Raw genomic sequence first — 26,521 nt, forward strand, 5'->3', positions numbered from 1 at the left:
TCGGGCGGGCAACGACTTCGAATCGCGTCCCGCCCCACGGGACGGGCCCCCGGAGCACCGCGGCGGCCGCCGCCGCCAGGAGGACAGGGGTTCCCCTCTCGGTATGGGTGCGCCGGACCGTGGGGCGTGTGACACTCCACCCCGAAGGATCTTCGCGATTAATGCCGCGAACAGGGCAAACGCGGCGTGCGATTCCCGTCACGCGGGAAGCATGGGGGGCTCGAACCGGTGTGAATCGGGCACGGTCGAGCTGACAAGGGGACACCAGGTCGGGCACTATGACGGGGACACCAACTTCCATATGCGAGTCGGACCGTCCCGCGCGAAACGGGAAGGGCCAGCGGGTGGATGCGGGTGGCAGCCCTCTCCGTGAGGAGCGGGCGCCGGACGATGAGGGCCTCCTTGGCCTTCTGTCGGACGGGTGATGCGGACAGCCCTCGGGCTGGTCGTGTGCGGTGATCTCCCTTCAGGGCGGTTGCTGTGTGGTTCCGACGGCCTGCGAAAGCCGACGGAACCGGGTACAGAAGCCCCTTTGCGAGAGGGGCGACTGCGGTAGTGCTGGTCCGTAAGGACCGGTTGTGTGAGATGAGCCAGCTCGAGGAGCTGGAGCCCAGAGCCGGGTGCGAACCGGAGACTGGGCGGCCGACACGGGTTGCGAATCCGTTCGGCGAGACGGGCCGCGTGGCCATGGTGGATTGCGAGTCCACCTCTTGGCGCGCGGCCGGTGGCGGCTACGTCACCCCGACCCCCTTGATTCCGAGGCCGGCGTCGGCATGCCTTCATCCGGCTTCGCGGCCTCGGGATACCGTTCCGCAAGCCGGTTGAGCAGGTGCAAGTAGACAGCGCGGTGCGGACGCCGGGGGTGGGTCTGCCCCAGTTCCCAACGAGCCACGGCAAGACGCTTCACGCCCACGGCCTCCGCGACCTCCTGCTGTGTGAGGCCGGCCGCAAGGCGCAGCTTCGCGCGCACAGCTGGCGGCGGCAGGACGTCGTCCACGAGGGCGTCGACCCGCTTCAAGCGGTCCGGGTCGGTCACGGCGCAGCCTTTCAAGATCGATGGTTCTCTGAAAGATACACGATGCGATCTCCGTCGGGGAGGGACCGTCACCGTGAGCTGCGTGCCACCGAGGGCCCGGTAGGGTCCGTTCCCGTGGCCCGCCTGGTGTTCTTCGATCTGGATGGCACGCTGGCCGACCGGCAGTCGGCGCTCAGCGACGCGCTGACTTGCCTGTGCCGCTCCCATGCGCTCTCCCCAGATGCCGAACAGTGGCTGCACGCTGCGCTGGCCGACCGCGCGACCGCTGGCGACTTCGCCCGGCTGCGCGAATCCTTCGGCCTGGAGGTGTCGGCCGCGGACCTGTGGCAGGAGTACGTCGACCTCATGGCGGCCGCCGTCAGTTGCCGCCCCGAGGTCCTCGAGGGCCTGGCCCGCCTGCGCGCGGCCGCGTGGACCATCGGCGTCATCACCAACGGGGCCGGCGACATCCAGCGCGCCAAGCTCGCCGGGACCGGCCTCGCTGACCTGGTCGACGGCGTCGCCGCCTCGGGCGACCTGGAGATCCGCAAGCCGGACCGGCGCCTCTTTGAGCTCGGGGCCACGCGGTGCGGCGTCAGCCTTGCGGATGGCGGCTGGATGGTCGGCGACAACCCCACCGGAGACATCGGTGGTGGCCACCAGGCCGGCCTGCGCACCATCTGGCTGCGCGGCCGCCCTTGGCCCGAGGGACTCCCCGCCGCGCACCACGTCGTCGACGACGTCACCGACGCCATCACCATCCTGCTCAACGAGACCTGGGAGTAGCACCGTGGACCAGCCGACCGTCGGCATCCTCCACCCCGGCAGCATGGGCGCCGCCGTCGCTGCCTGCGCCGCGACCAACGCGGCGGAGGTTCTGTGGTGCGAGGCCGGGCGCAGCACCGCGTCTGTGGAGCGCGCCACCCGGTTCGGCCTGACGCCCGTAGCCGAGCTGGCCGAGCTGATGGAACGCAGCGACATCGTCATCAGCCTCTGCCCGCCAGCCTTTGCCGAGGACCTGGCCCGCGACGTCGCCGGGCGCCGCTTCGCCGGGGTGTACGTGGAGGCGAACGCCATCAATCCCACGCGCGTGCAGCGAATCGCCGCGCTGCACGAACACGGCGCGACCGTCGTGGACGGTGGTGTCGTCGGCTCCCCGCCGGTCGGCGGCAAGACTCCGACCCTGTACCTGTCCGGCGCGGCCGCCGCGACCGAGCGCATCGAGGCGCTGTTCGCGGGCACCGCCGTCCGGACGGCGGTGCTGGGAACGGAGGTCGGGAAGGCATCCGCGCTGAAGCTGGCGTACGCGTCGTTCCAGAAGACCAGTCGGGTGCTGGTGGCGCTCGCGATCGGGATGGCGCGCGAGCACGGCGTCGACCAGGAACTCATCAAGGTCGCCTCCCGACGCACCGACTCGTACCTCGCGGAACCGGAGTACGTCGCGAAGACCGCGGCCCGCGCGTGGCGTTGGGGTCCGGAGCTGGAGGAGGCTGCCGACGCGCTCGAGGTCGCCGGCTTCCCGCAGGAGATGCTGCGCGCGGCCGCGTCCACGCTGGCACGGTGGTACGACGCCAAGGACGACGGCGAGCTCACGCTCACCGACGCCTTGGACCGACTCGCCCAGCCGTAGCCCGCACTCATGCCGTCGCCGCTCCCGCCCGCTGCGCCAGCAGCTGGTCGATGAGCCGTGCCGCGTCCTGCGGCGACGCCGCCGTGGTGTCCACGGTCAGGTCCCAGACCATGCCCGGGTGCGCGTCCAGGTCCTCGCGGGTCGCGTCCCACGCCGCCAGACGCGCCGCGGTGTCGCTGTCACCGCGCCCAGCCGACCGCTGCTCGGTCACCGCGCGCGGGCACCACAGCAGCACCACCGACCAGTCGGCCGGGTAGCCGTCGACCAGCGCCCGGATGCCGTCGACCTGACCGAGGTGCACCACGGGCAACCCGGCCGCGAACGCGGCGTCGACGCCGGGACGGTCGATCGCGTACGTGTTGCCGTACCGCGCGTTCGCGTAGACGACATCCCCCGCGGCCTCCAGCTCGAGCAGCTGCTCCGCCGTGCCCATCCGGTAGCCGTCCGACTTGCCCGTTCCGACCTTGAGCCGCGCGAACTGCGCATACCTGGAATCGAGTTCGCTGAGCGCGCCGGTGACGGTGTCCTTGCCCGAGGCCGGCGGGCCGTAGAGGATCACGCCTTGCTTCTCCGTCACGCGTACATCGCCCCCATCGCCTGCCGGGCCTGGTCCGCGAGCGTCACCGCGGTCCCCAGCCGGTTGTCGACGACCAGGTGCGGTACCGCCGGGCGCAGGTCGAGGTCGATCGTGGCCATGTACTCGTCCCACCGCTGGAGCTTCCACGCGTCCCGGGCCGCTGAGCGGAATCCGATGTACTCGCGCATCGACTCTTCGTCGCAGCGGACCCACACCGGGAAGACGTCGACACCCATCGAGCCCGCACGGTTGGCCAGGCGCTGCATCCAGTCCGAGTCAGTCATCTCGGAGATGAACGGCGCGGTCAACACCGTGGAGATGCCGCACTTGATGTTGGCCATGGCCGACTGCATCATGCAGTCGTACTCCACGGGTCGGACCTTCTCGCGGTAGAGCTCGGTGTGCCGGTCGTTCGCGTCACCGCCCAGCGCGACCAGGAGCCGCTCCACGAGCGGGCGGGTGAGCGGATCCTTGTCGAGCAGCGGCCAGCCGGTGAGCTGAACGAAGAAGCGGGCGAGCTCGGTCTTCCCGCTGCCGGCGAAGCCGCCGACCAGGATGAGCACGGGACGGTGAGGGTCACCGCCCGTGTGCCGGCGCTTCCAGGCGTCGATGATCCGCTGCTGCAAGTCGAAGTGGTCGGCTTTGTCCGAGCCCGGCGCGATGCGGTGGATGGCTCGCTCAACCGCCAAGACGTGCGAGCCGTTGAGGCGGTCGTCCATCGGCGTGAGCTTGAAAGACGTCTCCTCCCCCGGCAGCGCGGCACGGAAGCCAAGGTCCGGCTCAGTCGCGCGGTACAGCAGGCAGTAGGCGCGCCGGTAGTGCGGGCCGGGATAGACCTCCCCCTGCTCGTGCTGCCACAAGGTCTGGGGATTCGCGGCGGGAATGCCCTTGAGCTTGGCTCGCTCAGCGACTTCTCGGAGTCGTTCGCCAGCCTTTTCTAGGGTCAGGCCGTGGGCCTCGCGCTGCTCCCGCAGCCGGTCCGGCCTCCACCCGGTGCGCTGCTTCCCCACCCTCTGCCTTTCCGTCATCGTCATGGTTGCGAGCCTAGGGTTCGGGCTGCAAATCGCATGTATACGCGGATGTTGAAAACGCGTGAATGACAGTGCGTACGAACTTGGACAAGCCCCTGTGATGGTTCGCCCCGCCTGGCCCGAGTGTGATGGTCCTCACGACGTCAGTCGGTGGGAGGGACGCCATGACACGTGAGGTGCTGTCAGTTGTCGTCGTCACCATCTCCGTCGTCATCAGCGAGCCGAGCACTCGCATGGCGTCGGATGGAGTAGCCGATCTCGAATTCCTCGGCGCTCATCCTGGTGTCGTTCAGCTCGACGACCTCGCCGTTGGGGCTGGTCGTGACTCGCACGACGCGCAGGAGCGGAACGCCAACGTCGGCTGGGAGGTTCAACGCCTCCGCCTCTTCCGGCGAGGGCATGCGGGCGGAGACACCTTCGCTCCAGTGGAGGGGGCGGTGGCCCATCTCCTCCAGGCGGTCGTAGATGCCTCCGGGCCCCGTGTCGGCCTCTGCGAGTCGAGTTCCTCGAGCGAGTTCGGCCGGCAGGTAACTGGTGGCCAGTTGTTTCGGCTTCCTGCTCTCGGGGTCTCCCATCACGCGGTCGCGAACGAGGACTTCGGATCCGGTGGGGAGGCCCATGAGGGCAGCGAGATCGATCGGCACGATGCCCCAACGCAGGGTGGGCGGCTCCAAGGCCACCCACGGTTGGGCAGTCGGGTCGAAGTAGTAGCCGATCTCATCGCGGAAGACCTGGCGGGACCGGGTGATGCGCCGCTTCTCAGGGCGCTCTCGCACGATGGTCCCTCTGCGGCGCACCGCGACGACCAGACCCTCTTGCTCCAGAAGCGAGATGGCGCTTCGCACGGTCTGGTAGCCGGCGCCGTACTGGACTTGGAGCTCGGTGAGCATCGGCAGCTTGTCGCCCGGAATGTATCGCCCCTCGCCGATCTGCTGTCGCAGGTCAGCGGCGATGTCGCGATACGAGACGGGCATCGGAGCCACCTTTCAGAGTGCTGCGCGGATCTGATTCTAGGGCTAGCTCTATCAGGCGGCGATGCGCGAGCACAACCGATCGACATGAATAGAGCTATCGCTATTGACGCGATAGCCCGGCATGGTCTCTACTAGGCGATAGCGATAGCCCTAACGCTCCGTTGAGCGGGGGTTACGCCCCTCTGCACCACTGCAAGACCGCAGTAGTCGTCCGCCCCTCGGGGCGGCCGGGGTAGTCCTCAGCTCGCTGAGGACGCGAGAGCACCATCGAACTCCCCCGGAGCCTGACGGCCGCGATGACTGTGTGCACGTCGCAGCGCTGTGCGCTGTCTGTCCTACGGGACGCCGGCCTCGTGCCGTGCGGCCCGGAGGGCGGAGAGAGCATCGCGACCCGCGTCCCCGTCACTCCGTCCGTGAGGAGTTCCGATGTCTGCTTCGACCCTTGAGCGCACCGCCCGCCCCCGCCGGAGCCGGACCCGCTCCCGCACTGTCAACGCCCGCCCGGCGCTGGTCCTCTCCACCCTCAAGCCCCACCAGTACGACCTGCGGCCGGCCTGCGCGTCGTTGGTCTGCCCCGACTGCGAGACGTGGGTGCCGATCACCGGCCTCCAGACCAAGCAGCCCAAGGTCGTGCCGCACGACACCGGCCGTGCAGGCAAGGACGTGGGTGTCCGGTGCCGCCTGGGCAGCAACCGCCTGGTCACCATCAACGTCACGGCTAGGAAGTGGGAGGAGCGCCTGACGGACGGCAACTCGGAGACCGTCCACCGCCGTCGGACCACCGTGCGGCGCAAGCCCAAGGTCGCGGTCGCCCCGGCCGTCAGCCAGATCGCCGCGCAGAAGCAGACGTCGGCGGATGACGAGCGCAGCAACGACCGGCCCCTGTGGTTGCTGCGCAAGGAACAGTGGGCGGCGACCGAGTCCGCAGTCCGCGACGCCGACACCCGCCGCGCGCAGCTGCCCGACGGTGCCGCGCCGCTGGGAGCGCCGCCGGTACCGCTCAAGACGCTGCACCCCCAGCGCAGCGCGAGCTGACTCGCTTCGAACGAACGACCACGGCCCCGGCCACCCCGCGAAGGGGAGGCCGGGGCCGTGGCTGCTCGTACAAGCAGTCAGCTCCCCAAATGGGGAGTGATCGCGACAGCCCTTGGGATTGCGGCCCGGGAGCTGTCCAGGACCTGACTGGAGGACCTGATGCAGCACAGCATGACACGCACCACGGCGCGGCCGCGGGCCAGGATCATCGACGACATCGAGCGCGAGGACGACGCCAAGGGCTACGAGCCCGAGGACGCCGCCCGCGTCGAAGCCGCCCTGGTCCTCGTGCCCAGCATCGCCACGGTGCAGACCGGTTGGGCGGTGGCGGCATGACCGACGCCGAACGCGAGGCGCTCTCGCAGAAGAACCGGGAGCAGAACCGGCGCTCGGAGAACGAGCGAGCCGGGGACAACCGGTGAGCGCCCGCCTGACCGACGACCTGTTCGTCCGCTACATGAAGGCGTTCGAGGACTCCGCCAAGCACACCGCCGACTGCCCGGCCTGCCAGGGCGAGACGCCGTGCGCGGAGGGGGTGCCGATCCACGATCGGTTCGCCCGCCTCCAGGACGCCTACAACGCACGCCAGAGGCAGCAGCGCTGATCCCCCGGCCCTGCCCGTCGTCCCCGCGTCGTTCCGGCCGGGGCCGGCGGAGAGCGCCGGGAACTCCCGCCCGCTCCGGCCGTCCGCACACGCAATAGCCCCGGGGTGGCCGCCCCGGGGCTGTCTCCTGCATTGGACCTTCTGGGAGGCCCTGATGAATCGCGACTCCATCGTACGCACCAGCTACGCCCCCTCCGCCGACCTGCCGGTCAACACGAACTGGCGGGAGCGCAGCGCCTGCAAGGAGGAGGACCCCGAGCTGTTCTTCCCTATCGGCAACACCGGCCTGGCGCTGCTCCAGATCGAGGAAGCCAAGGTCGTCTGCCGCCGCTGCCCCGTGATGGAGACCTGCCTCCAGTGGGCGCTGGAGCACGGCGAGGACGCCGGCGTCTGGGGAGGCCTCAGCGAGGACGAACGCCGCTCCATGAAGCGCCGCGCCGCCCGCCAGCGCGCCCGCAATGCCTCCTGATCCGTTCTGGCGGTTGCCTGATCCGCCCGCACCGACCGCTGCACCACGGCGGCCGGGACGGGCGGTGAAGGGGAGCCGGACAGCCCGGACCACAGTCGAGGGAGGCCACATGGCCACGACGATGACCCCGCTCCAGCCCGGCACGGAAGCCGCCGCCCAGGCCGCCGCTTTCGCGATCTTCGGCAGCGACATCCCGCCGATCGGGCCGGAGGACTACAGCGGCAGCTGGCGCACCACCCTCCACGTCATCGCGGAGGAGTGGGTGGGCGAGGGCCGCTTCGAGCGGCACGCCGCCCGCACCGCGACCGCGCTCAACGAGCTGTTCGCCACGCAGGAGCGGTACGGCGTCGGCTCGCCCGAGACACGCGCCGACAGCGACAGGCTCCAGCCGCTGATCGACCGGTGCCGCCACTTCGGCATCACCACCGCCGACCTCATCCGGCACGGCGCACGGTTCCCCGAGAGCTGATTTCGTTCCCGCCCGGCGGGAGCGACAGACAGTTTCGGGCCCGCCCCGTAGCACTCCCCCGCACCGGCCGCCCGCCCCTCGGGAGGCCGGCCTTTCCGTGCGCCCGGAGCGGGTAGAGCCGGTGCCAGTTTCGTGATCAACCGCCCGCACCGGCCGCCGTTTCGGGAACGCACCCCCTGCGTTTCGGGAGCACCGGCCGCCGTTTCGAGCCCGCCCTGAACGACCCCTTCCGGAGGCCCCCATGACGATCACCGACATGCCGCAGACCGCGGCTCCCGACACCCCCGCTTCGCACCCGCCGGACCGCGCTTCGGACGCACCCGAGAAGGTTTCGGGTACGGCCCGGGGCGTTTCGAGCCCGGACAAGCGGAAGACGATCAAGCCCACTCGCGACCGGCTGATGACCGCCCTGTCCCTCGTCGCCGCGTTCGGCGGCACGCTGGTCGGCGTCATCGGCTTCGCGATGTCCTACAGCACCCTGGCCAAGGTCGCCCTGAGCTGGGGATTCAGCAAGGAACTGGCCCCCTGGTTCCCGGTCGGCGTCGACGCCAGCATCATCGCGTTCCTCGCGCTGGACCTGTACCTGATCCGCAAGGGCACGCCGTGGCCGCTCCTGCGGATGGCCGCGCACGCCATGACGGGCGCGACGATCTGGTTCAACGCCAGCTCACAGGGCCACATCGGCACCGACCCGGTGCAGGCTGCCAGCCACGGCGTCATGCCGATCCTGTTCGTGATCGGCGTGGAGGCCGCCCGCCGCCTGATCATCCAAAAGGCCAGGCTGGAGGCGGGAACGGTCACCGACCGGATCCCGCTGCACCGCTGGATCCTCTCCCCCATCGCCACGCCGCGGTTTTACCGTCGGATGCGGCTGCACAACGTCACCTCGTACCCGGAGATGATCCGGCGCCAGCAGGAGCTCATCGGCTACGAGCAGTGGCTCAAGCGCAAGTACGACGGCGACCTCGGCAAGGCCACCGAGGACGAACTGCTGCCGATGAAGATGGCCGCCCATGGTTACACCGTCGCGCAGGCCCTTGCGATGCCTGAGCAGCAGGAACGTGCTGCTGAGGCCCGCGCGGAGGAGGCGGAGCGCCGGCGCCTGGACGCGGAGACGCGCCGGGAGCTCGCGCGTAAGAAGGCCGAAGCCGACCGGCTGGAGGCGGAGGGCCAGCTCGAGGCCGTCCGCGCCCGGGTGGAGGGCGAGACCGGCCAGGCCCGCGCGCACGCCCGAGCCCAGGTCAGCGCCGCTGAGCGGGCCGCTGAGCTGGAGGAGGCCGCGCTGGAGACGGCCGTCATCGCTGAGGCCCGTGCCCGCGAGGCGGAGGCGGCGCGCAAGGAGGCCCAGGAGCGCGAGGCCAAGGCCGAAGCGGATCTCCGCGCGGCGGAGCTGGAGCGCCAGGCGGCGGAGAAGCGGAGGCTCGCGGCGGAGGCCGACCGGGTCGCTGCGGCGGAGGCTCAGGCCATCGAGACGGCGGAGATCGCGGAGGCCCGGCAGCGTGCTGCCGAAGCCGACCGGGTCGCCGCCGAAACGGAGCGGGCCGCTGCCGAAACCCGCCGCCGCGCCGCCGAAGCCGACCGGCTCACGGCGGAGGAGAACGAGCGCAAGGCGATTGGCGACGCGAACACGCAGGCGGCCCGCAAGCGTGAAGCCGAAACGGAGTACGCCGCTGCCGAAAGGCGGCTCGCCGCTGCCGAAGTCGAGCGGCGCGCCGCCGAAATCGAGGACGAGGCGAAGCTCACCCCGCGCGAGCGGGCGGCCCGCAAGGTCGCGCGCATGGCGTTCGCGGCCGGCGCGGTGTTCGTCGGCCTGGACGCCGACGGGATCCACCGCGAGCTGTGCCGGGTCGTCACAATCGCCGACGTGCAGCGCGAGTTCAACGTGTCGTCCACCGACACCGCCTCCAAGTACCGCCAGGAGGCCGTCGCGCTGCTCGCCGACGGCTACCGCCCCTGATCCACCGTCCGGCACACACCAGTGAGGGCCAGCCCATCGGAAGTGGGCTGGCCCTCGCTGCGACTGCCGGAAGCAGTCTCAGCCCCACCAGTACACCAGGAGGGAATCCCCGCCGTGAACAGCGAAAACGACCCGAACTACTCCCCTCTGCGCGACGTCGCGCAGAGCCCGGAGGCAACCGCCCGGTACCTGGCCGACGTTCAGCGGGTCCTGCTGGACATCGGCAAGAACCTGGAGACCCTCGCGCACGAGACCCGCGTGCACCTGCGCGACACGCACGTGGAGGGCGACCGCTGGTACCACGCCCGGCTGCGCGCGATGCCCGTGGAAAAGGCCCTCGGACAGGTCCTCAAGAACCTGAACAACCTCACCGAGGGCCTGGAAAAGAGCGCCTATAAGCGCCGCGCCCACGACGAGGCCGTGGTGAATACGGCCAAGGGAAGGAAGGAAAAGGAGCTGGAAAGGCAGCGGAAGAAGAACCCGCCGAGCCTCCAGGCCGCACCCAATCAGCCCCAGCAGGGTGCGCAGGGCCAGAATTCCGGGTATGGTGGTCCCACGTCGATTTACGACCTCGGTAAGAGGGAGTCGGCGTGACGCGCCCCCTCAGCAGCGCCGAACGCTCCATTCAAGGGCGGAACCGCTGGCTGCAGGACGAAGAGCGCAAGGCGATCGAAAGTCGCGGGGAAGTCGGCCGGATGGAATTCTGGCTCCGCGTTACTCGGTCCGAAATCACGAGGGAAATCAAGGCCGGACGCGGCGATGTCATCGCCGCTTTCACGCTGGTCTGCCGCCTCTTCAAGCTGGTCCTGGAGAAGCGGCAGGCGGGCGACCCGCGGCTGTTCGACCACCTCATGCAGTACGCGGACACCGTCCTGAAGCAGCACGGCCCGCGTAACTGACCGTCACCCACGAAGGCCCCGCCGGGCTCCGGCGGGGCCTCGCGCGCGTAGAGCGTGCACACGTGCACGTGCACGCGCGTGCACACGAGACCCCACCGTCTGTCAAGTCCCCTGGAAGGGAGGTGCCCGTGTCCGACGACCCCGACGACACCGGCGGCGGAACCCTGGTCCACGGCCCGTGGAGCGGCGATTCCACGTACTCGCTGCCGTCGACCCCGGATTTCATCGACACCATTCCACCGCCGGAAGACATTCCGGCCGCTCCCCCGGAGACCCCGGAGGAGACGACGATGGAACTGCCGCCGATTCCGGCCGCCCCGGACCCGTCCACGGCACTGCGTTCCGAAGGAATTGCCGCACCGGAAACCGGCGAAGACGAAAGCGAATACGAGGAAGGCGAATACGAACAGCCTCGTTCTCTCGCTGACCGTCTCGGTGACTGGTTGGAATTCCGCCTGGAAATGGCGCGGGCCAATCACGAAAGCGAAGCGCCTTTCCGTGAGGCCGAAATAGCACGGAAGGCGGCGCTGCTGGAGGGCCGCACCGCGCAGGAAGTCGCGATGATGGAGCAGAACGGAAAGCTCCACGCCGCGATGATGAAAGCGAAGGGCGACAAGGCGGCGGCGCGCGGAAAGGCGGATGCCGACCGCACGAAGTCGTCCGCTTCCGGCCTGGGGGCGGACAAGGGCCGCTCGAAGGCCGGCGGCGGGGGCGGGTCCTCGCGCGGCGGGGGCGGCAGCGGTGCCTCCCGCAACAACTCCGGCGCCGGGCCGAACCGGTCCGGATCCTCCCGCGGCTCCAACTCCGGCGGACCCGGCGGCCGTTCGGGGAACGGACCGACCGGGGGCGGCGGAGGCGGCAAGGGCGGCACGAAGGGCTCCCAGTCGGGCTCTGGCGGCCGCGCAGCCGGTTCCGGGCGCAGCGGTCCGTCCGGGGGGTCGAAAGGCTCTCAGACGGGCTCTGGCGGCTCCGGCCGGAACGGCAACTCCCGTGGTGACGGCGCCAGTCAGGCGTCCGGTGCCCGTGCCGAGCGGGCCCGCGGCCGCCAGGAGCGCGCCGGGGTCCGGCAGGCCGGGCGGCAGGAGCGGCGCACCGCCGGGCACGCCGCCGGTGTCGCGGACCGGAGCAAGGACCGCGACCAGGCCCGCGCCCAGCGGCAGCAGGCGTGGGAGGACCGTCGGGCCAGGAAGGCGGAGCGGGCGGAGGCACGGAAGGCGAAGCGGGAAGCCGCGGCGTCGGCCGACTCTGGCCGCACCACGCTGGGCAAGGCCATCGGTGAGGAAGCCCAGCGACGCTTCGACAAGCGGCGCGCCGACGCGAAGGCCGCCGCCGACGCGAAGGACGCCAAGGCGGCCGGCACCGAGAAGGTGGACCTGACCAAGGACAAGGACAAGGAGTCCAAGGCCAAGGGCACCGACGGCAAGGACGCCAAGTCCGCCAAGGACGCCCCCGACGGGGCCTCCAGCGCCGCGAAGGACGGCAAGGCGGGTGATACGCCGGACACCGACTCAACGGCCGGTGACGGGGCGTCTGACGGTGTGAAGAAGCGGCGGCGGTTCCGGCGCCGGCGCACCGGCGGCACGGGCCGGGCCGGACGACGCGGACGTACCCGCCGCACGGGTCGCACCGGTCGCACGGGTCGTAGTCGTACCGGTCGGCGTGGCCGTCCGGCGGACGGCCCGTTCGGCGAGGAGGACTCCACGCCGACGTGGGAGTGGCTTGGCCGTCCGGCCCGCTCGCCGCGCACGGACAGCAAGGGCGAGGACGACATCGTCGACGCGGACATCGTCCCGGACGGGCCCGCGGCCATGACGACCGGCGTGAGGGGCCTGCCGCCCGCGCCGGAGCGGCACACCGCACGGCCAGGCACCAGCCGGCCGACCAGCACGGAAGGGAGCAGCGTGAGCAGCTCGGAGGTCAGCAGGCCGTCCGGCGCGGGCGGCCTCGGAGCCCAGCACCGCACGGACATCACGTTCGGCGAGTACCTGATGGAGATGGCGAACATCGCCATCCAGGCCGCCTCCGACCAGGAGCGGGCCGAAGCCCTCGCGGAGGCCCTCGACAAGGTCTCCGATGCCCTGCGGGACATGGCGGCCGACCTGATCGGCGACCACAACGTCAGCACCGAGGTCACCGAGCTGATCTCGGACCTGGCCGACGCCGCGGCCCGGTTGAAGCAGCTGGCCGAACGGTGCGCGTCCGAGTGCGGGCTGGCCCTGGAGGCCGCCAAGCTCGCGGCCGCGATGGTCGCCCGCGTGTACGGCCAGGACATGGCCGCGAAGGAAGACGCGGGCCTGAAGTACACGTCGGCCGCCGCCCACCACGACTAGGAAGAGGGAGGAAACCCGCTGATGAGCAGCGATCTCGCGCCCCGCCCCAGCGGCGCGGCGCCTGCCGTGGCCGACGGTGACAACCGCTACAAGGCCGTCCAGGCCAAGCTCGATGCCCTCGGGCGCGCGCTCGATGATGCCGGGCTCGGCCTGGAGGAACTCGTGCGCAGCATCGCGAAGAACCGCAAGCGTGCCGAGGACGCGGCCCGCGACGTGGCCAACGCGGAACTGGACCCGAAGTTCGTGGAGCTGACCAGCAACGTCGGTGTCGCCCTCGGGGGCGCCGGGGTCCAGGTCAAGAAGCTGTCCGAGACCGCGCAGGAGACCGCTGACCTCACCTACGAGACCAAGCGGACCCACTCGAAGCTGTACGGCGCGCTGGACGACATCCGCTCCAACCGGCGGGAGAGGACGCCTAAGCCGGGCTTCTTCAACGACTGACCCCGCTCCCCCAACCCACCCCGCCACGGGCGGCCCCGCACACCGCGGGGCCGCCCGTGCTCATTCGCCGAAGGAGAAGCCGGTGACCACGCCGCGCAGTGTCGCGCTCGAACGCCTCGCCTACACCCTCGCCGCGCCCGTGCTGGCCGTGGCCCCCAACGTCTACCCCGACAGCCCCGTCAACCAGGTCGTGCAGCTCGCCGGCGCGGCCGGGCTCGGAGGCTGGTTCCTCGCCTACAAGAGCGATGAGCCCGGCGCCGGGCGCAAGATCCTGCGCTGGTCCCCGCTGGTCCTGGCCGCCGCCGTCGACGTCGCCGCCGGGCACACCACCGGCTTCGGCCCGTACTGGCTGGACGGGCTGCTCGCCGCCGGATGGGCGGCGGCCGGCTACCTGGTGATGCCGTTCTCCCGGCACACCCGCCGCCGTCACCGTCCCGCCGTCGCGGCCCCGGCCCCGCAGCTGGCGCCGGCCGAAGCGCCCGAGCTGTCCCCGGTCGTCCCGGACGACGGAGCCGACCTGCTCACCCGCGACGCGCGGCTGCTGTGGGAGCAGGCCGGGATGCCCGGCCGCACGCACATCGTCAAGGCCACCCGGCACACCGGCATGCAGCACGACATGACGATCCTGCTGCGCGCCTCGGAGACCGGACGGCCGATCACCGGCCTCACGGAGGCTGCGGTCGCCGCGCCGTTCGGCGTGCACTCCAGCGACGTGGTCCTGGCGGAGGTCGCCATCCAGCCCGGCCGCCAGGGCGGCCCCGGCTGGATGGAGGCCCGCATCACCCCCGACGCCAACCAGCGCCGCCGCAAGGCTCCCACCGACCAGGAGCGTTGGATGGACAAGGTCGGCTCGCCCAAGGGCGGCGCTCCCGGCTCCGAGCTGGTCCACAAGACCCGCGACGACGAACGCGGGGTCACGTTCTACCGGGCCAAGATGTCCGACTCCACCGAGACCCCGCGCATCGACCTCGCCAAGGTCTGCCGCGGACTGAAGCTGCCCGAGGACGACTCCTGCGTGTTCGTCCTCGTTGACGGCAGCGAGTTCCTGATCAGCGTGTTCGATGAGCCGCCGCTGTCGCAGATCTTCCGGGCGACCCGCGAGCTGCTCACCCCGGACGACAAGGGCATGTACGTGTGCGGGTACACCATCACCGGCCAGCCGGTGAAGACGATGGTGTACCAGCACGACAAGAACGCCCCGGCCCACGGCCTGACCCTCGGGGTGTCCCGGTCCGGCAAGACGCAGTTCTTCGCGATCCACATGGCCGCCCAGTCCCTGGACGGGGAGGTGGTGTGGCTGGGCACTGTCCGCAAGGACGAGAAGACGAGCGTGCTCGGTCGGTACATCGACCGGCAGGGCTCTAACGCGCTGTGGATGGCCCGCTCGCTGCGGGCGGCGAAGGCGCTGTGCGAGATCAGGGCGGAGATGCCCTGGCCGCACGACGGTCAGCCGCACGACTACAAGCCGGGCGACCCGCGCTGCCCTTACCGGCAGCTCAACGTCTACGGCGATGAGTTCATGACCGCGGCGCAGGACGCGGACTTCGGCGAGTTCATCCAGAAGGACGGCGAGGACCTCACGGTCACCGGCCTGAAGTACGGCATCGGCTTCAACCCGGCCGGGCAGTCGCCGTTCGCGCACAACGGGTTCTCCACCGAGATGAAGGACAACCTGCGCCAGAACTCGAGGCCGGTCATCTTCAACATGGGTTCGCCCGGCGCCACCCGCAAGGCGGCGGAGGGCACCATGGAGAACGCCTACGACGTGCCGACCATCCCGGCCCGCTACTCCCGCACCGAGGGTTCCGCGATCGAGCGGGCCATGCGCGGCGAGGCCGACCCGGAGAACGGCGTCAGCACGGGCGGCGTCGCGGTCATCGTCCTCGACAACGGCCGCGCCGTCCTGATGCGGTCGCTGTACGCGGACTTCGACACCGACCTGTCCGAGCTGTTCCCCGACGAGGTCAACCGGCTCACCGACCACGAGATCAGCGAGCTGGAGAAGCGCGGCCTGTGGTTCGACTGGAACGAGCCCGTGCGGCCCGGCGAGTTCTGGCCCGAGCCCGACGAGGACGACGACGGCGACGGCCGCTCCCGCCAGCGCGGCGGCGGAGGCGGAGGCGGCAAGGGTGGCGGGCGCGGCTCCAAGGGCGGCGGCCGCCGCTCCGAGCAGGTCGCCTCTCCCCGCCAGGCGCTGGAGGCCATCAAGAGCCTCACCGACGCCTGATCACACCCGCCCACCCATCACGGGGCCGGACCGCCCGAGTGCGGCCGGCCCCGCCCGACCCCTTGTGAAGGAGCACCACCACCGTGGCCCTGTCCATCTCCGCCGCCGTGCTGCTGGCCATCATCGTCTTCGTCCTGGTCAAGGGCGGCTACGTCCGCGTCGGCTCTGCGCTGGCCTGCATGCTGTTCGGCTTCACCCTCGCTGCGACCGGCCTGGCCCCGACCATCAACAGCGGCCTGGCCTCGCTCGCCGGACTGATCTCCAGCTTCTGAACTACGCCTCGGTCCACGGCGGGTCGGGCGTGTAGTTGAGCCCGTCGCAGAAGCGGCAGTCCCACTCCGACGGGATCTCCCACTTGTCGACCCAGAAGCCGACCTGCTTGCCGACGAAGTAGTTGTCCCCGCCGCACCACCCGCACTCGAAGACGAACTCCACCCGATTCCCTCCACCGCGCCTGTCGGATCGAGGATGCCCGGGGCACCGGTGCGGCGACTACCCACCCGTCAGCCCCAACTCACCTGCTGCACAACGCCGAAGGGCGCCGCCGGACACGACTCCGGCGACGCCCTTCGCCGTTGCGCGCGGCACTCCCCCACGCGCCCTCCCAGCCGTCACGGCTAGGAGGGCGCGCCTCTTGATCGGAGAACCCCGATGGACCCCCTGAACACCACCCAGTCCGGCATGCCTGAGTCCGAGGCCGCGGCCGAAGCCCGCCGTCTGCTCGATGAGTGGGCGGGCAAGCCCGTACGCCACCACCCCACCTCGTTCCGCGACGACACCGAGACGCCGGCCTTCGGCACCACCCCGCCCGTGCGGCAGGAGGACCACCGGATCGTCCCGGCCTGGGCGGCCGGGATCGCGGTGGCCTCCATCGGCGTCGGCGCCGGGATCACCGGCATCGGCTGCGGTGCCTGGCTCGTGCTCCAGGGCCTGTCCTCGGTCACGTTGAACGGCGTCCTCATGGTCACCCTGCCGTTCGCGGGCCTGGCCATGGCCGCCACCGCCATCGGCGGCGCGATCAGCAAGGCCCGCGCGGCCGTCACCAAGAACGTCTTCGAGGGTCCGGTCACCCACCACACCGAGATCCACAACAACAGCACCACGCGCGGGGCGTTCTTCGCCCGCACCCGCAACGAGATCCGCTGACCCGCCCACCACCGCCCTCCGGCAGAAGGAGCAGCCACGCCATGACCCACAGCGACAAGCCGATCAACGGCCAGGACAACTCGTCCTTCCTCGACCTGCTCAACCAGACGCCGCCCCCGCCGACGGCCCCCGAACTGGAGGGCAAGCCCGGCGCCAGGCGGCTCGCGCGGCTGCGCGCCGCGTGGAAGGAGTCGTGGGAGGCGGGCGGCTTCCTCTACCAGCGGTGGGAAGAGGTCTTCCAGGCCCGGCACGCCAGCTGGCACGAGGTCGCCAACTGGATCAAGGCCGCCGCGCTGTTCGGCGGGCTCAGCGTCATCGTGCTGATGCTGGACGCCGCCGGCGACATCACCTCCGCCACGCTCAAGGGCCTGTCCGCCGTCCCCGCCACCAGCGGCAGCGACGGCAGCGGCCTGTGGGGCACGGTCGACCACCCCATCCGGGTCTTCCTCGCCGACCAGGCCGCGCACCTGTCCGTCGCCCCGGCCGCTCTGTACGCGTTCTGGCAGCTGACCGGGCTGATCAGCCTGGTCGGCGGGTTCTTCGGCAACGCCGGCGCCCGCATCGCCTGGCTGCTGTTCGGGATCGGCAGCCTCTCCATGATCTGGTCCGCCGCCCCGGCCGGGGGCCGCGCCGCCGCCACCGGGCTCGCCGCCCTCATGTGGGCCCTGGTCAGCATGTTCGCCCTGCGCGGCCTGACGCTGCGGCCCGTCGTCCACAACCACCCGCCGCAGTACCAGTTCAACCCCGCGCTCCACCTGCACGCCACGATCCCCGCCCCGACCCCGGCGGGCGACGACCTCGGTCCCGACAACGTCCACCCGCTCCAGCGCTGACCAGCGCCGCCCCCGTCCCGCACCACCACCGAGCACCGAAGGGAACCTGATGAAGCCGCAGATGGAGGAGACCGAGTTCTGGGTCGGCACCTTCCACGGGAGCCACGACGGCACCAAGGCCAAGGTCACCGCGACCCGCGACGACACCCGCCCCGACCCGTACCTCTGGACGTGCACGTGCGGCGCGTCCCGCTCCTTCCCCACCGAGCACGGCGTGTTCGACACCGCCTGGCGGCACACCCACCCGCCCCGCTTCGACCGGCTGCGGTCGTGGGCCCGCCGCTTCCGCACCGCCCGCTGACCTGACGCCCTGCCTGGCCCTCGCCCGCCCCGCACCCGGGGCCGGGCGAGGACCGGACAGGCCGCCTGGCCGCACGTAGCGCCTCGCCGACACCAGCACGACGTTGGCGGGGCGCAGCGTTGTCCACCGACCCGTTGGAGGAACCGCTCGTGCTCATTCCCCGCCCGCGCCGCCGGATCGGCCGGCCCCGCCCGCAGCGTCCCGGCCCCCGCTACCCGCACCGCCCCGACCGGCTGCCCGGTGCCTGGAGCAGGTGATGCCGCGCCCGAGGAAGAAGCGCCGCCGCGAGGTGACCCGGGTGCCGCGCAGTGACGCGGCGCTGCCCGAGTACGACCGCAGCACGGTGCCCGAAGGCTTGGTTACCCGCAGGCAGTTACGGGAGATGGGCCTGAGCCCCGGCGGCAACGAGGGCCCAGTCGCGATCCTGCGCTGCAGGCTGTGCGCGACCCGCCCGCAGTGGTCCTGCCGTCACCCCACCCGCGGCTACCTGCTCCGCGTCGACCTGGCCAAGCCGAAGAGGACGCCGACGCTCGCCCAGGAGTGGGCCCTCGATCAGGCGATGGCAGCTCGGCAGACCTGTGGCCAGTGCAGGAGGCGGTTCTACATCTGCCTACCGCTGAAGACCTTGGGCTCGTGCCTGGAGTGCTTCGACGGCACGCCCGCGGACCCCGCCTCCTACATCACTCCCCCGGCCAAGCACCTGCTGGCCGCCTGATCCGAGAGGACCACCGCCCATGAGCACCGCCACCCTCGCCGCCTTCACCGAGCCCGACCGCCCCAAAAACCTGCTGATCAGGTTCATCACGGTCGGCGGCAGCTACGTGGACGTCACCGGCCCCGGCGAGCACTCGGACAAGAACCGCTGGAACTGCCACGGCTGCGGCGACTCCTCCGACCAGCCCGAGGAGGACTTCCTGTTCTGCATCCGGCCGGACGCCAACAGCCACGCCGCCAACTGCCGCGCCATCCCGCTGCGGTGACCGCCTGCCGTCTGCGCGGCGCCCTGCTGCTGGCCGCCGCCGTCCCGCTCGCCGCGGCGACGGCGGCCGCCGCGCTCAAGGCCGGCCACTGGCGGCTGTACGCCGACCGGCACCGCATCGAGATCACCGCCCGGCCCCGGCCGGACTGCCCGCGCTGTCACGGCGAGGGCGGCTGGTGGACCGGCGGCGCCTTCCCCGAGATGGAGGCGTGCGGCTGCTGGTCCGACCGGCGAGAGCTGCGCATCCGGCTCCTGCCCATCGCGGCCTGGGACGAGCCTCCGTTCTGAGCACCACCGCCCCCGGCCAGAGACCGGCCGGGGGCGAAGGCACCACGGGGCGTCCACAGCATTGGCAAGAGGCCGGACGCCCCACCCCACCCCGAATCCGAGATGAGGAGCACACCCAGCATGACCGATCGCATCCGCGCCATCGAGGGCCTGGCCCTGGTCGCCGCCCTGACGGCCGTCTTCGACGGAGTCCACGCACTGGGCGACCAGTTCGTGCAGCGGGAGCACGACGCCATGACCAAGGGCATGCACGGCTCCCACCTGGTCTACACGAACGACGGCTCCCCGGTGGAAGAGAACCCCTGGCGGCACGGCAAGGAAGGCCGTACCTGCACCGCCAGCGCCTACGGCCGCCGCTCGGTGAGCCGACACGTTGCCTCCTACTCGGCCGTGCAGCTCGCTTCCACCCTCGCCGTCACCCGCACCCTCGGCTACCGCGTCCCCGCCAGCGCGCTGCTCACCGGCGCCGCGATCAACGCGATCACCCACGGAATCCTGGACCGGCGCGAACCGCTGCTCTGGCTCGCGGAGAAGGCCGGGAAGGCTGGCTACATCAAGCACGCCACCGTCGTCCGCAAGGCTGGCGGCGAGGGCACCGCGTACCCCAAGGCCGTCCAGGACGTCTCCGGCCCCGGGACCGCGCTGATGGAGCTGGACCAGGCGGCGCACCGCGCGATCGGCGTGGCCGCCGCCCTCGTCACCACCTGGATCACCCTGCGCAAGGACGACCGCCGGTGACCCCCGCATGCGGCTGGGACCAGGCCATCTTCCGGTGCGGACGGTGCGGCACCGAGCACACCGCCACCACCGAGGACGACTACCTCAAGGCCGTCGGTGCGCACAGTGACGCCCACACCGTGTGGGACCGGCTCAACCCATCGAACGCGACGGCTTCGCTTTGATCCTGCGGACCATCCTGTCCGCGCCGGACCTCGCCGTGGAGTTCTTGGCCCTCGCCGACCGGCAGGCGACGGGAGGCGACGGCCGGTGAGCACCTCCGACATCTTCTTCGTCACCTACGCCAGCTTCGCCAGCGCGCTCGCCACCCCGTTCGTGATCGCCGCCGCCCGCCGAACCATCGCCCGCCTCCACGCCCAGGCCGACCAGAAGGAGCAGTAACCCATGGCACTCACCCTCTTCTCCCGCACCCGCACCGCAACCGAGTCGGAGTACACCCCGCAGCCGTGGTCGGAGATCGGCGAGACCTGGAAGCCCGAAGGCGTGATCGTCACCCAGCGCTTCCTCGGGCTGGCCGGTGCAGTCGTCCTCGTCTACACCGCCGACGCCGGGGTCAACGGCACCTACTACGTTGTCGCCTGCCTGGGCTGCTCGTTCCGCACCCGCTCCAAGGACCGCGACCACTACCTCTCCTCCGAGCAGGCGGGTGGGGAGATCGCCAACGCCCACGCCGCCCAGTGCCGGGCGCTGCCCCGGGACCTGCCGACCTGTCCCGCCGATGACACCGCCCGCGAGATCGTGCTCCAGCGGCTGAACGCGGAGCGCCGCTCGGACTACGACGAAACGGTCTACCTCACCGACTTCCACCTGGACCGCCTCGCCCTCCAACGCTCCACCGAGTGGATCGAGGAGGAGCTGCAGCGCCTCGCGGACGAGCAGCCGGAGTTCCTGACCGCCAAGCCGCGCACCTACGGCACCGGCACCGAGTTCACGATCCTCCGCTTCCCCAAGCGCTGACCGGACGCTCTCCGTACGGCCCCGCCGCACCCCCCAAGAGGGCGACGGCGGGGCCGTGCGGTGTCCGTCCGGTCAGCCGAGACCGGACGACCGGCCCTCCCCGGAGGTCACCGTGCCCCTCGCCCGCCGCTCCCTCATGGAAGCCGCCGCCGCCCGCTTCGGCTGGCGCCGCACCTACGGCGACACCACACAGGTCGACGCGCTGCTCACCGAACAGACCGAGACCGCCTACACCGACGCCGCCGACCACGCGGCCCTCGCCACCGCGAAGAACACCGATGCGCTGCACCTGCAGCCCTGCGTCCTGGATGTCCGCGGCCGCGTCCTCGGTGACGCCCTCTACCTCGAGGGCCTGCTGAGCAGTGCTCGTGCCAGGGGGCTGGCCCCCGAGCTCATCGAGCGCCTGGAGGACGCCGTCGACCACGGCCACGAACTCGCCGTGCTGCTCGCCGACACCGTTCGCATCACCGCCGCCCACACGACCGGCCGCTGAGCGCCGGGTCACGACCAGCGATGGAAGGAGATGGGCCGTCATGCCGCGTCGCTACTTCGAGGTTGACGTCCCGACCAAGCACAACGACCAGCCAGGGCAGCGCATCCACATCTTCGTCGGCCTGGCCGACGACCCCCTCGCTGCCCGCAACGCCGCGCACGACGCATACGACAAGGCGCGGCTGCTGCACCAGGCCGGGCAGGAGATCCCGTACGAGTTCGTCAGCGGTTGGGGTGCCCGAGGGCTGCGGCCCGACTGGGACCTCGACTGGAACAAGGCGACGGCCGCTCCCTGGGTGAACCCCCACGGCCTACTCGGCACGCGCCGCACGTTCTGAATCCGCCCCGGGACGGCCGCCAAAGGCCGGAAAACCAGTCGGTCGCCCCGGGCCACCCATCCCGTACATGACGAGAGGGAGAGACCAGTATGGCCTCCACCGTGCGCGTACAGGCCCCGACCGGGCAACGCGCCCTGATCATCACCACACTTGCCGTGCCGCTGACCGGCTGGACCGTGCACGCAGTCAGCATGCACCGCAAGCTGTCCGCCGCCCGCCGCGACCCGCTCACGGGTCTGCTCGGGCGCGACGGCTTCACCGCCAAGGCCCGGCAGATCACCGACCGGCACGGCGACCATGCCCTGGTCGGGATCGTGGACCTGGACCACTTCAAGCAGATCAATGACGGACCCGGCGGGCACGCCGCCGGCGACCGCGTCCTGGCCGCCACCGCCACCCGACTCACCACCTGGGCAGGCAGCCGCGGGGCGGTCGGCCGGCTCGGAGGTGACGAGTTCGCCTTCGCCGTGCGGATCGGACCCGCCCGCCGCGAGCTCCGTCTCGCCCAGCTCACCACGCTGCTCGCGCAGCCGGTTCAGGTCGACGACGGCGCCCTGGTCGACGTCGCCGCGTCGATCGGCGCCGCCTGCCCCGACGCCCTCGGCACCCGCGACCTGTCGCTGCTTCAGTGGGCCGCCGACGCCGCGATGTACGCGGGCAAGCACACCGGCCGCGCGGTCCTCGCCGACCGTTCCCACGCCACCGTGCCGTCCGTCAACGGCCGGCGCGACGGACGGCCGGGCACCGCGAGCCTCAAGGAGGCCGCATGAAAGCCCCCACCCTGTACGCCCCGGACTTCATCCGCGGCATCACCATCAAGCAGCCCTGGACCGCGTGCATCGTCCACGGCGACAAGCGCGTGGAGAACAGGCCCCGCGACTGGGCGCCGGGCTGGCGCCTGCTGCACGCCGGTGCGGAGAAGACCATGGACCGGGCCGCCCTGCGCGACCCGCTCGTGGCCCGCACGATCCGCGGCCACGAGCTGCACTTCAGCGCGGTCCTCGGTGTCGCCCGCATCACCGGCTCCCACACCGACGACGGCGACCCGTGCAGCCCGTGGGCACAGGCCCGCTGCTCCCACCTGGACCTGGATGACGTCCACGCCCTCCCGCTGCCCGTGCCCTGCGGCGGCGCGCTCGGGCCCTGGCGCGTCCCGCTGCCGGTGTTCGAGCAGGTCCTCCTTCAGCTCCCCGACCTTGCGCGCCTGTTCTCGGAGGCCAGTTCATGATCCGCAACCGCTCCGGCGTAGGCCATTACACCGACCACGGCGAGCCCGACCCGCGATTCCCCCAGCCTCAGAGTCCGACTCCCACCCAGTGCCAGCTCACCCCGGCCCTGTTCGACTTCGACTACGGCGACTGCAACCGCAAGGAGAAGGAGCTGTCGAAGGCGCGGCGGGCCTGCTCCGGCTGCCCCCTGGTCACCGACTGCCTCAAGTGGGCCCTCGTGAACGAGGACTTCACCGAGGTCGGGATCTGGGCGGCCACGACGCCCCGCCAGCGCAAGACGCTGCGCAAGCGCATGGTCGACCGCCTCGGGCCGGACTGGATCGACGTCCTCGCCTACCAGGACCGGGTCCGCCGTGAGCGGGCCGCCGCCGCCCGGCACACCCCGCTGACCGTGGACCAGGCCCGCATCGTCCGCCTGGACCGCGAGGTCAACGGACCGATGCCGCCCCACCGGCCGGTCACCCCCGCGCAGCAGGAGCACAACCGCACCCGGCTCATGGCCGGCCTCAAGGCCGCGTAGGGGGCGCAGCGATGTTCACCGACTGGAAGGAGGCCCTCGAAGCCGAGGGCCTCCCGCTTGACCCGACCACGACCGAGCAGGAAGCCGCCGCGGCCCGGGTCACCGCCCGCAACGCCGGCAGCAAGGAGGACCTGGTCCTCCTCCTCGAGGCGCTTGGCCTGCCCGGCGACGACGACACCGTCACCACACTCCTCCCCCTCCTCCCCAGCTCCGAAGGAGACCCCGACATGCCGCAGAAGACCGCCAACGCGTTCGAGGCGACGGCGCTGTCCATGTACTACGCCGACCACCCCGTTGCCGAGATCACCGAGGCGACGGGCCTGACCGAGGACGAGATCACCGCCTTGGTCGCCGCCACGGAGGCCACGATCGACGCGTCCGAGCAGACCGGCAGCGGTGACGGCGACACGGCCGCCGGGAAGTCCGTGGAGGTCGTGGAGGCGGGCGTCGACGTGTCGGTGGAGCAACTGCTCGCGTGGGCCGAAGCCCACCCGGCGGCAGGCATCCGCGACAAGGCCGCCCGGGTACGCAGCGACCTCGCCGAACTCACCGCCCGGCACGCCACCGACGACGCGCAACGCAAGGCGGAGGAGGGGGTCGCCACCCTCAAGTCCCAGCTGGAGCAGGCGCAGGAGGAGCTGAAGGCCATCAAGGCCGGCACCCTCCCCACCACCACGAGCCCCGACGCGACTCCGGCGAAGGTCGCGCCCACCCCGATCCGCCCGAGCCTGGGCACCGGGCGGACCAAAGAGGAGCTGGCCGCCATCCGGGCCTGGGCGCGCAGCAAGGGCTACAAGGTCGCGAGCGCGGGCGTGGTTAAGAAGTCGATCACCGACGAGTACGACGCCGCCCACCAGGCCCCGGCCGCGAAGGCGAGCTGACCCATGGCCGACGACGCGATAGCCCTGGACGGCTTCCTGGACGAAGAGAAGGTGCCCGGCCTCCACGGGTCGACAGCACGCTTCCGTATCTTCGTCAGCCCGACGGACGAGCGCGCGGACGAGATGGTCCTGCCCTGCACGGTGACCGACCCGGCCATGGCGGCCGCCGTGCTGCACGACCTGGTCCCCGGCGACATGCTGCGCGTCACCGGCTACGTCCGGGCGCCCCGCACCCCGGACGAGCCGATATGGCTGGACGTCACCACGCTCGAACTCCTGCAGGAGGCGCCCGCCCCGTCACCGGAAGGCATCGGCGACGGGGAACTCGACTTCCTCACTGCCGACGCCGGGGACATCTACCAGCGGACCGGAATCAGCGTCCACGTCGCCGACTGCGGGCTGTTCGAACGCCAAGGCACGTATCTCCTCTGGCACGACGGCGACGTGGCGGTCACGAGCGTGTGGTCCCACACCGGCGCCTGGGTCGGCGAGACCGGCGACGCGGACCGGATCGGCGACCTGATCGCCGACTACGAGCGTCGCCCGGCCGACGGCTGACCGGAGACGCCGTGCCGATCCGGCCCGAGAACGTGCTCCGCTACCCGGCCAACTGGCCGGCCATCTCCCTGGCCATCAAGGAGAGGGCCGGGTGGCGGTGCGAGTGCCTCGGGGAATGCGGCCGGGGCACACACCCCGGCCGCTGCCCCAACGTCCACGAGGGCGAGGCGTACGGCACCGGCAGCATCGTCTGCCTCACCACCGCCCACCTCGATCACACCCCCGAGAACTGCGACCCCGCGAATCTGCGCGCGATGTGCCAGGGATGCCACCTGCACCTGGACGCCGGACACCACGCCGTCACCCGCGCCACGACCCGCGCCCACGCCCTCGCCGACGCCGGGCTTCTCGCCGTCGACGTCGGCGCGGCTGCCACCCCGGTCATGCCGCCCACCCGGCCGCAGACCGCGCGCACCGCCCCGGCCCCGGACGCCGAACAGCTCCCCCTCCTGCTGGACCTTCCCGAACACCCCGAAGGGACCCGCCCGTGAAGCTCACCATCGAACAGGCCCACCTCGCCGCCGCCGTCGGCTACGCGGCCCGCAGCCTCCCCGCCCGCCGGCCGGTCCCCGTCCTGGCCGGCATCCTCCTGGACGCCCAGGAGGAGCGGCTGCGGCTCAGCGCCTTCGACTACGAGGTGTCCGCCGACACCGCCGTCCCCGCCACCGTCACCGAGAACGGCCGCGCCCTGGTCTCCGGCAGGCTGCTGTCCGACATCGTGGGCACCGTCCGCGGCGACGTGCACCTCGAACTCACCGGCCCCCGCATGGTGCTCAAGGCCGGGTCCGCCCGCTTCACCCTGCCCACCCTGCCCCTGGAGGAGTACCCGGCGCTCCCCGACCCGGGCGCCGCCGCCGGTACCCTCGCCGGTCCCGCCTTCGCCGAAGCAGTCGCCCAGGTCGCGTGCGCGGTCAGCAAGGAAGAGTCCCTTCCCACCCTGACCGGCATCGGCCTGCGCCACGACAGCGAGACCGGCACCCTCACCCTCTACGCCACCGACCGCTACCGGTTCGCGGTGCGCACCGTGCCGTGGAAGGACGCCGACCTGGCCGACTCCACCGCCGTGATCCCCGCCAAGGCACTCACCGACGCCACCAAGGCCGCCGCCGACGACACCACCGTCGACCTCGCCCTGCCTCACGCCAACTCGGGCCTGTTCAGCCTGCGCAGCGAGCACCACACCACCACGATCCGCGCCCTGGAGGGCGAACTCCCCAAGTACCAGACGCTCTTCCCGGACGAGTTCGCGCACGAGGCCACCGTGGAGATCGCTGCCCTCAAGGCCGCCGCCCAGCGCGTCGCCCTGGTCTCCACCAGGGAGGCCCCGATCAAGCTGACCTTCACCGCCGACAACACCCTCGTCCTGGAAGGCGGCACCAGTGACGACGCCCAGGCCGTCGACAACGTCTCCACCAGCCTCGAAGGCGGCGAGCTCAGCATCGCCTTCAACCCCTCGTACCTGATCGACGGCCTCAACGCGATCGATGCCGAGTCCGTCCACTTCCAGTTCGTCTCCGCTACCAAGCCCGCCGTGATGCGCGGCGCCGGAAGCGACGACCAGGCCCTGCGCTACCTCCTCATGCCGGTCCGCCTCAGCAGCTGA

37 protein-coding genes and 1 pseudogene are annotated in these 26,521 nt (G+C 71.4%); 33 read left to right on the forward strand and 5 right to left on the reverse strand.

Annotated features, from left to right (window positions below; genetic code table 11):
• Positions 1-736: 736 nt before the first annotated feature.
• Positions 737-1,036: a helix-turn-helix domain-containing protein gene (locus tag ACZ79I_RS00215; protein WP_093545984.1), complete on the reverse strand. Its 300-nt coding sequence runs from the start codon at positions 1,034-1,036 to the stop codon at positions 737-739.
• Positions 1,037-1,150: 114 nt separating this feature from the next.
• Here ACZ79I_RS00215 and ACZ79I_RS00220 point away from each other — a divergent pair, with 114 nt between their 5' ends.
• A complete protein-coding gene (locus ACZ79I_RS00220) occupies positions 1,151-1,801 on the forward strand; it encodes an HAD family hydrolase (protein WP_471492942.1) in 651 nt (216 codons plus the stop codon).
• Between the two features lie 4 nt (positions 1,802-1,805).
• A complete protein-coding gene (locus ACZ79I_RS00225; protein ID WP_471492944.1) occupies positions 1,806-2,645 on the forward strand; it encodes an NAD(P)-dependent oxidoreductase in 840 nt (279 codons plus the stop codon).
• Between the two features lie 7 nt (positions 2,646-2,652).
• Here ACZ79I_RS00225 and ACZ79I_RS00230 read toward each other — a convergent pair whose 3' ends face one another.
• The 3 genes from ACZ79I_RS00230 to ACZ79I_RS00240 form a co-directional block, all read right to left on the reverse strand.
• Positions 2,653-3,222 carry a phosphotransferase-like protein gene (locus ACZ79I_RS00230; protein WP_471492945.1) on the reverse strand — a complete coding sequence of 190 codons (570 nt, stop codon included), beginning with the start codon at positions 3,220-3,222 and terminating at the stop codon, positions 2,653-2,655.
• Positions 3,219-4,256 (reverse strand): AAA family ATPase, encoded by a 1,038-nt coding sequence (locus ACZ79I_RS00235; protein ID WP_471492947.1) that lies wholly within the window; start codon positions 4,254-4,256, stop codon positions 3,219-3,221. Before ACZ79I_RS00235 ends, ACZ79I_RS00230 begins: the two co-directional genes overlap by 4 nt.
• 179 nt (positions 4,257-4,435) lie before the next feature.
• Positions 4,436-5,227, reverse strand: a complete 792-nt coding sequence (locus ACZ79I_RS00240) for a GntR family transcriptional regulator (RefSeq protein WP_471492949.1) — start codon at positions 5,225-5,227, stop codon at positions 4,436-4,438.
• 426 nt (positions 5,228-5,653) lie between these two features.
• Between ACZ79I_RS00240 and ACZ79I_RS00245 the strand changes: the two genes are divergently transcribed.
• The 12 genes from ACZ79I_RS00245 (at position 5,654) to ACZ79I_RS00300 (ending at position 15,930) form a co-directional block, all read left to right on the forward strand.
• Positions 5,654-6,262, forward strand: a complete 609-nt coding sequence (locus ACZ79I_RS00245) for a hypothetical protein (RefSeq protein WP_471492950.1) — start codon at positions 5,654-5,656, stop codon at positions 6,260-6,262.
• 159 nt (positions 6,263-6,421) lie between these two features.
• On the forward strand, positions 6,422-6,598 hold the full coding sequence (locus ACZ79I_RS00250; protein ID WP_471492952.1) for a hypothetical protein: 177 nt from the start codon (positions 6,422-6,424) through the stop codon (positions 6,596-6,598).
• Between the two features lie 82 nt (positions 6,599-6,680).
• Positions 6,681-6,866: a hypothetical protein gene (locus tag ACZ79I_RS00255; protein ID WP_471492954.1), complete on the forward strand. Its 186-nt coding sequence runs from the start codon at positions 6,681-6,683 to the stop codon at positions 6,864-6,866.
• A gap of 154 nt (positions 6,867-7,020) precedes the next feature.
• On the forward strand, positions 7,021-7,335 hold the full coding sequence (locus tag ACZ79I_RS00260) for a WhiB family transcriptional regulator (protein WP_471492956.1): 315 nt from the start codon (positions 7,021-7,023) through the stop codon (positions 7,333-7,335).
• Positions 7,336-7,444: 109 nt separating this feature from the next.
• Positions 7,445-7,804, forward strand: a complete 360-nt coding sequence (locus ACZ79I_RS00265; RefSeq protein ID WP_466360201.1) for a hypothetical protein — start codon at positions 7,445-7,447, stop codon at positions 7,802-7,804.
• A gap of 241 nt (positions 7,805-8,045) precedes the next feature.
• Positions 8,046-9,761: a DUF2637 domain-containing protein gene (locus ACZ79I_RS00270; protein WP_471492958.1), complete on the forward strand. Its 1,716-nt coding sequence runs from the start codon at positions 8,046-8,048 to the stop codon at positions 9,759-9,761.
• Between the two features lie 114 nt (positions 9,762-9,875).
• Complete coding sequence (locus tag ACZ79I_RS00275; protein ID WP_467207220.1) at positions 9,876-10,355, forward strand: hypothetical protein; 480 nt, start codon at positions 9,876-9,878, stop codon at positions 10,353-10,355.
• On the forward strand, positions 10,352-10,660 hold the full coding sequence (locus ACZ79I_RS00280; protein ID WP_471492960.1) for a hypothetical protein: 309 nt from the start codon (positions 10,352-10,354) through the stop codon (positions 10,658-10,660). Before ACZ79I_RS00275 ends, ACZ79I_RS00280 begins: the two co-directional genes overlap by 4 nt.
• Before the next feature lie 128 nt (positions 10,661-10,788).
• The gene (locus ACZ79I_RS00285) at positions 10,789-12,990 is read left to right on the forward strand and encodes an ATP/GTP-binding protein (RefSeq protein ID WP_471492962.1); all 2,202 of its coding nucleotides are present in this window, start codon (positions 10,789-10,791) and stop codon (positions 12,988-12,990) included.
• Positions 12,991-13,011: 21 nt separating this feature from the next.
• Positions 13,012-13,431 carry a conjugal transfer protein TraB gene (locus tag ACZ79I_RS00290; RefSeq protein ID WP_398791694.1) on the forward strand — a complete coding sequence of 140 codons (420 nt, stop codon included), beginning with the start codon at positions 13,012-13,014 and terminating at the stop codon, positions 13,429-13,431.
• Positions 13,432-13,513: 82 nt separating this feature from the next.
• Complete coding sequence (locus tag ACZ79I_RS00295) at positions 13,514-15,658, forward strand: chromosome segregation protein ParM (RefSeq protein WP_471492964.1); 2,145 nt, start codon at positions 13,514-13,516, stop codon at positions 15,656-15,658.
• 83 nt (positions 15,659-15,741) lie between these two features.
• The gene (locus ACZ79I_RS00300) at positions 15,742-15,930 is read left to right on the forward strand and encodes a hypothetical protein (protein ID WP_471492966.1); all 189 of its coding nucleotides are present in this window, start codon (positions 15,742-15,744) and stop codon (positions 15,928-15,930) included.
• Between the two features lies 1 nt (position 15,931).
• Here ACZ79I_RS00300 and ACZ79I_RS00305 read toward each other — a convergent pair whose 3' ends face one another.
• The gene (locus ACZ79I_RS00305; protein WP_171053419.1) at positions 15,932-16,093 is read right to left on the reverse strand and encodes a hypothetical protein; all 162 of its coding nucleotides are present in this window, start codon (positions 16,091-16,093) and stop codon (positions 15,932-15,934) included.
• Positions 16,094-16,309: 216 nt separating this feature from the next.
• Here ACZ79I_RS00305 and ACZ79I_RS00310 point away from each other — a divergent pair, with 216 nt between their 5' ends.
• From ACZ79I_RS00310 to dnaN, 19 genes and pseudogenes are all read left to right on the forward strand, one after another.
• A complete protein-coding gene (locus ACZ79I_RS00310) occupies positions 16,310-16,804 on the forward strand; it encodes a hypothetical protein (RefSeq protein WP_383685903.1) in 495 nt (164 codons plus the stop codon).
• Between the two features lie 41 nt (positions 16,805-16,845).
• Complete coding sequence (locus ACZ79I_RS00315) at positions 16,846-17,637, forward strand: hypothetical protein (RefSeq protein WP_471492968.1); 792 nt, start codon at positions 16,846-16,848, stop codon at positions 17,635-17,637.
• Between the two features lie 49 nt (positions 17,638-17,686).
• The gene (locus tag ACZ79I_RS00320; RefSeq protein WP_471492970.1) at positions 17,687-17,938 is read left to right on the forward strand and encodes a hypothetical protein; all 252 of its coding nucleotides are present in this window, start codon (positions 17,687-17,689) and stop codon (positions 17,936-17,938) included.
• A gap of 256 nt (positions 17,939-18,194) precedes the next feature.
• Positions 18,195-18,653, forward strand: a complete 459-nt coding sequence (locus ACZ79I_RS00325) for an RRQRL motif-containing zinc-binding protein (RefSeq protein WP_471492972.1) — start codon at positions 18,195-18,197, stop codon at positions 18,651-18,653.
• A gap of 19 nt (positions 18,654-18,672) precedes the next feature.
• Positions 18,673-18,918 carry a hypothetical protein gene (locus tag ACZ79I_RS00330; RefSeq protein WP_471492974.1) on the forward strand — a complete coding sequence of 82 codons (246 nt, stop codon included), beginning with the start codon at positions 18,673-18,675 and terminating at the stop codon, positions 18,916-18,918.
• The gene (locus ACZ79I_RS00335) at positions 18,915-19,205 is read left to right on the forward strand and encodes a hypothetical protein (protein WP_471492976.1); all 291 of its coding nucleotides are present in this window, start codon (positions 18,915-18,917) and stop codon (positions 19,203-19,205) included. Before ACZ79I_RS00330 ends, ACZ79I_RS00335 begins: the two co-directional genes overlap by 4 nt.
• 120 nt (positions 19,206-19,325) lie before the next feature.
• Complete coding sequence (locus ACZ79I_RS00340; protein WP_471492978.1) at positions 19,326-19,943, forward strand: hypothetical protein; 618 nt, start codon at positions 19,326-19,328, stop codon at positions 19,941-19,943.
• Positions 19,940-20,196, forward strand: a pseudogene (locus tag ACZ79I_RS00345) (hypothetical protein). Before ACZ79I_RS00340 ends, ACZ79I_RS00345 begins: the two are co-directional and overlap by 4 nt.
• Positions 20,193-20,324 carry a hypothetical protein gene (locus ACZ79I_RS00350; RefSeq protein WP_471492979.1) on the forward strand — a complete coding sequence of 44 codons (132 nt, stop codon included), beginning with the start codon at positions 20,193-20,195 and terminating at the stop codon, positions 20,322-20,324. Before ACZ79I_RS00345 ends, ACZ79I_RS00350 begins: the two are co-directional and overlap by 4 nt.
• Positions 20,325-20,327: 3 nt before the next feature.
• Positions 20,328-20,900, forward strand: a complete 573-nt coding sequence (locus ACZ79I_RS00355; protein ID WP_471492980.1) for a hypothetical protein — start codon at positions 20,328-20,330, stop codon at positions 20,898-20,900.
• A gap of 112 nt (positions 20,901-21,012) precedes the next feature.
• Positions 21,013-21,393, forward strand: coding sequence for a hypothetical protein (locus ACZ79I_RS00360; RefSeq protein WP_471492982.1), 381 nt, complete (start codon positions 21,013-21,015; stop codon positions 21,391-21,393).
• A gap of 40 nt (positions 21,394-21,433) precedes the next feature.
• Entirely contained in the window at positions 21,434-21,730 is a 297-nt protein-coding gene (locus ACZ79I_RS00365; RefSeq protein WP_471492984.1) for a hypothetical protein, read from the forward strand.
• A gap of 89 nt (positions 21,731-21,819) precedes the next feature.
• Positions 21,820-22,500 carry a GGDEF domain-containing protein gene (locus ACZ79I_RS00370; RefSeq protein WP_471492986.1) on the forward strand — a complete coding sequence of 227 codons (681 nt, stop codon included), beginning with the start codon at positions 21,820-21,822 and terminating at the stop codon, positions 22,498-22,500.
• A complete protein-coding gene (locus tag ACZ79I_RS00375; RefSeq protein WP_471492988.1) occupies positions 22,497-22,958 on the forward strand; it encodes an ASCH domain-containing protein in 462 nt (153 codons plus the stop codon). Before ACZ79I_RS00370 ends, ACZ79I_RS00375 begins: the two co-directional genes overlap by 4 nt.
• On the forward strand, positions 22,955-23,479 hold the full coding sequence (locus ACZ79I_RS00380) for a WhiB family transcriptional regulator (protein WP_471492990.1): 525 nt from the start codon (positions 22,955-22,957) through the stop codon (positions 23,477-23,479). Before ACZ79I_RS00375 ends, ACZ79I_RS00380 begins: the two co-directional genes overlap by 4 nt.
• 11 nt (positions 23,480-23,490) lie before the next feature.
• Positions 23,491-24,360 carry an Lsr2 family DNA-binding protein gene (locus ACZ79I_RS00385; protein WP_471492992.1) on the forward strand — a complete coding sequence of 290 codons (870 nt, stop codon included), beginning with the start codon at positions 23,491-23,493 and terminating at the stop codon, positions 24,358-24,360.
• A gap of 3 nt (positions 24,361-24,363) precedes the next feature.
• The gene (locus tag ACZ79I_RS00390) at positions 24,364-24,918 is read left to right on the forward strand and encodes a hypothetical protein (RefSeq protein WP_471492994.1); all 555 of its coding nucleotides are present in this window, start codon (positions 24,364-24,366) and stop codon (positions 24,916-24,918) included.
• Between the two features lie 11 nt (positions 24,919-24,929).
• Entirely contained in the window at positions 24,930-25,409 is a 480-nt protein-coding gene (locus tag ACZ79I_RS00395) for a hypothetical protein (protein WP_471492996.1), read from the forward strand.
• The gene (dnaN, locus tag ACZ79I_RS00400) at positions 25,406-26,521 is read left to right on the forward strand and encodes a DNA polymerase III subunit beta (RefSeq protein WP_471492997.1); all 1,116 of its coding nucleotides are present in this window, start codon (positions 25,406-25,408) and stop codon (positions 26,519-26,521) included. The genes ACZ79I_RS00395 and dnaN overlap by 4 nt, the downstream gene beginning before the upstream one ends.

This window comes from Streptomyces sp. PSU-S4-23 (assembly GCF_055632315.1).

Excerpts from the sequence above, each read along its gene's own strand:
- ACZ79I_RS00265 (WP_466360201.1), top strand. The coding sequence starts at position 7,445 with ATGGCCACGACGATGACCCCGCTCCAGCCCGGCACGGAAGCCGCCGCC.
- ACZ79I_RS00260 (WP_471492956.1), top strand. The coding sequence starts at position 7,021 with ATGAATCGCGACTCCATCGTACGCACCAGCTACGCCCCCTCCGCCGAC.
- ACZ79I_RS00365 (WP_471492984.1), top strand. The coding sequence starts at position 21,434 with ATGCCGCGTCGCTACTTCGAGGTTGACGTCCCGACCAAGCACAACGAC.
- ACZ79I_RS00270 (WP_471492958.1), top strand. The coding sequence starts at position 8,046 with ATGACGATCACCGACATGCCGCAGACCGCGGCTCCCGACACCCCCGCT.
- ACZ79I_RS00375 (WP_471492988.1), top strand. The coding sequence starts at position 22,497 with ATGAAAGCCCCCACCCTGTACGCCCCGGACTTCATCCGCGGCATCACC.
- ACZ79I_RS00325 (WP_471492972.1), top strand. The coding sequence starts at position 18,195 with ATGCCGCGCCCGAGGAAGAAGCGCCGCCGCGAGGTGACCCGGGTGCCG.
- ACZ79I_RS00330 (WP_471492974.1), top strand. The coding sequence starts at position 18,673 with ATGAGCACCGCCACCCTCGCCGCCTTCACCGAGCCCGACCGCCCCAAA.
- ACZ79I_RS00355 (WP_471492980.1), top strand. The coding sequence starts at position 20,328 with ATGGCACTCACCCTCTTCTCCCGCACCCGCACCGCAACCGAGTCGGAG.
- ACZ79I_RS00370 (WP_471492986.1), top strand. The coding sequence starts at position 21,820 with ATGGCCTCCACCGTGCGCGTACAGGCCCCGACCGGGCAACGCGCCCTG.
- ACZ79I_RS00240 (WP_471492949.1), bottom strand. The coding sequence starts at position 5,227 with ATGCCCGTCTCGTATCGCGACATCGCCGCTGACCTGCGACAGCAGATC.
- ACZ79I_RS00340 (WP_471492978.1), top strand. The coding sequence starts at position 19,326 with ATGACCGATCGCATCCGCGCCATCGAGGGCCTGGCCCTGGTCGCCGCC.
- ACZ79I_RS00385 (WP_471492992.1), top strand. The coding sequence starts at position 23,491 with ATGTTCACCGACTGGAAGGAGGCCCTCGAAGCCGAGGGCCTCCCGCTT.
- ACZ79I_RS00250 (WP_471492952.1), top strand. The coding sequence starts at position 6,422 with ATGCAGCACAGCATGACACGCACCACGGCGCGGCCGCGGGCCAGGATC.
- ACZ79I_RS00290 (WP_398791694.1), top strand. The coding sequence starts at position 13,012 with ATGAGCAGCGATCTCGCGCCCCGCCCCAGCGGCGCGGCGCCTGCCGTG.
- ACZ79I_RS00380 (WP_471492990.1), top strand. The coding sequence starts at position 22,955 with ATGATCCGCAACCGCTCCGGCGTAGGCCATTACACCGACCACGGCGAG.
- ACZ79I_RS00245 (WP_471492950.1), top strand. The coding sequence starts at position 5,654 with ATGTCTGCTTCGACCCTTGAGCGCACCGCCCGCCCCCGCCGGAGCCGG.
- ACZ79I_RS00310 (WP_383685903.1), top strand. The coding sequence starts at position 16,310 with ATGGACCCCCTGAACACCACCCAGTCCGGCATGCCTGAGTCCGAGGCC.
- ACZ79I_RS00315 (WP_471492968.1), top strand. The coding sequence starts at position 16,846 with ATGACCCACAGCGACAAGCCGATCAACGGCCAGGACAACTCGTCCTTC.
- ACZ79I_RS00235 (WP_471492947.1), bottom strand. The coding sequence starts at position 4,256 with ATGACGATGACGGAAAGGCAGAGGGTGGGGAAGCAGCGCACCGGGTGG.
- ACZ79I_RS00320 (WP_471492970.1), top strand. The coding sequence starts at position 17,687 with ATGAAGCCGCAGATGGAGGAGACCGAGTTCTGGGTCGGCACCTTCCAC.
- ACZ79I_RS00390 (WP_471492994.1), top strand. The coding sequence starts at position 24,364 with ATGGCCGACGACGCGATAGCCCTGGACGGCTTCCTGGACGAAGAGAAG.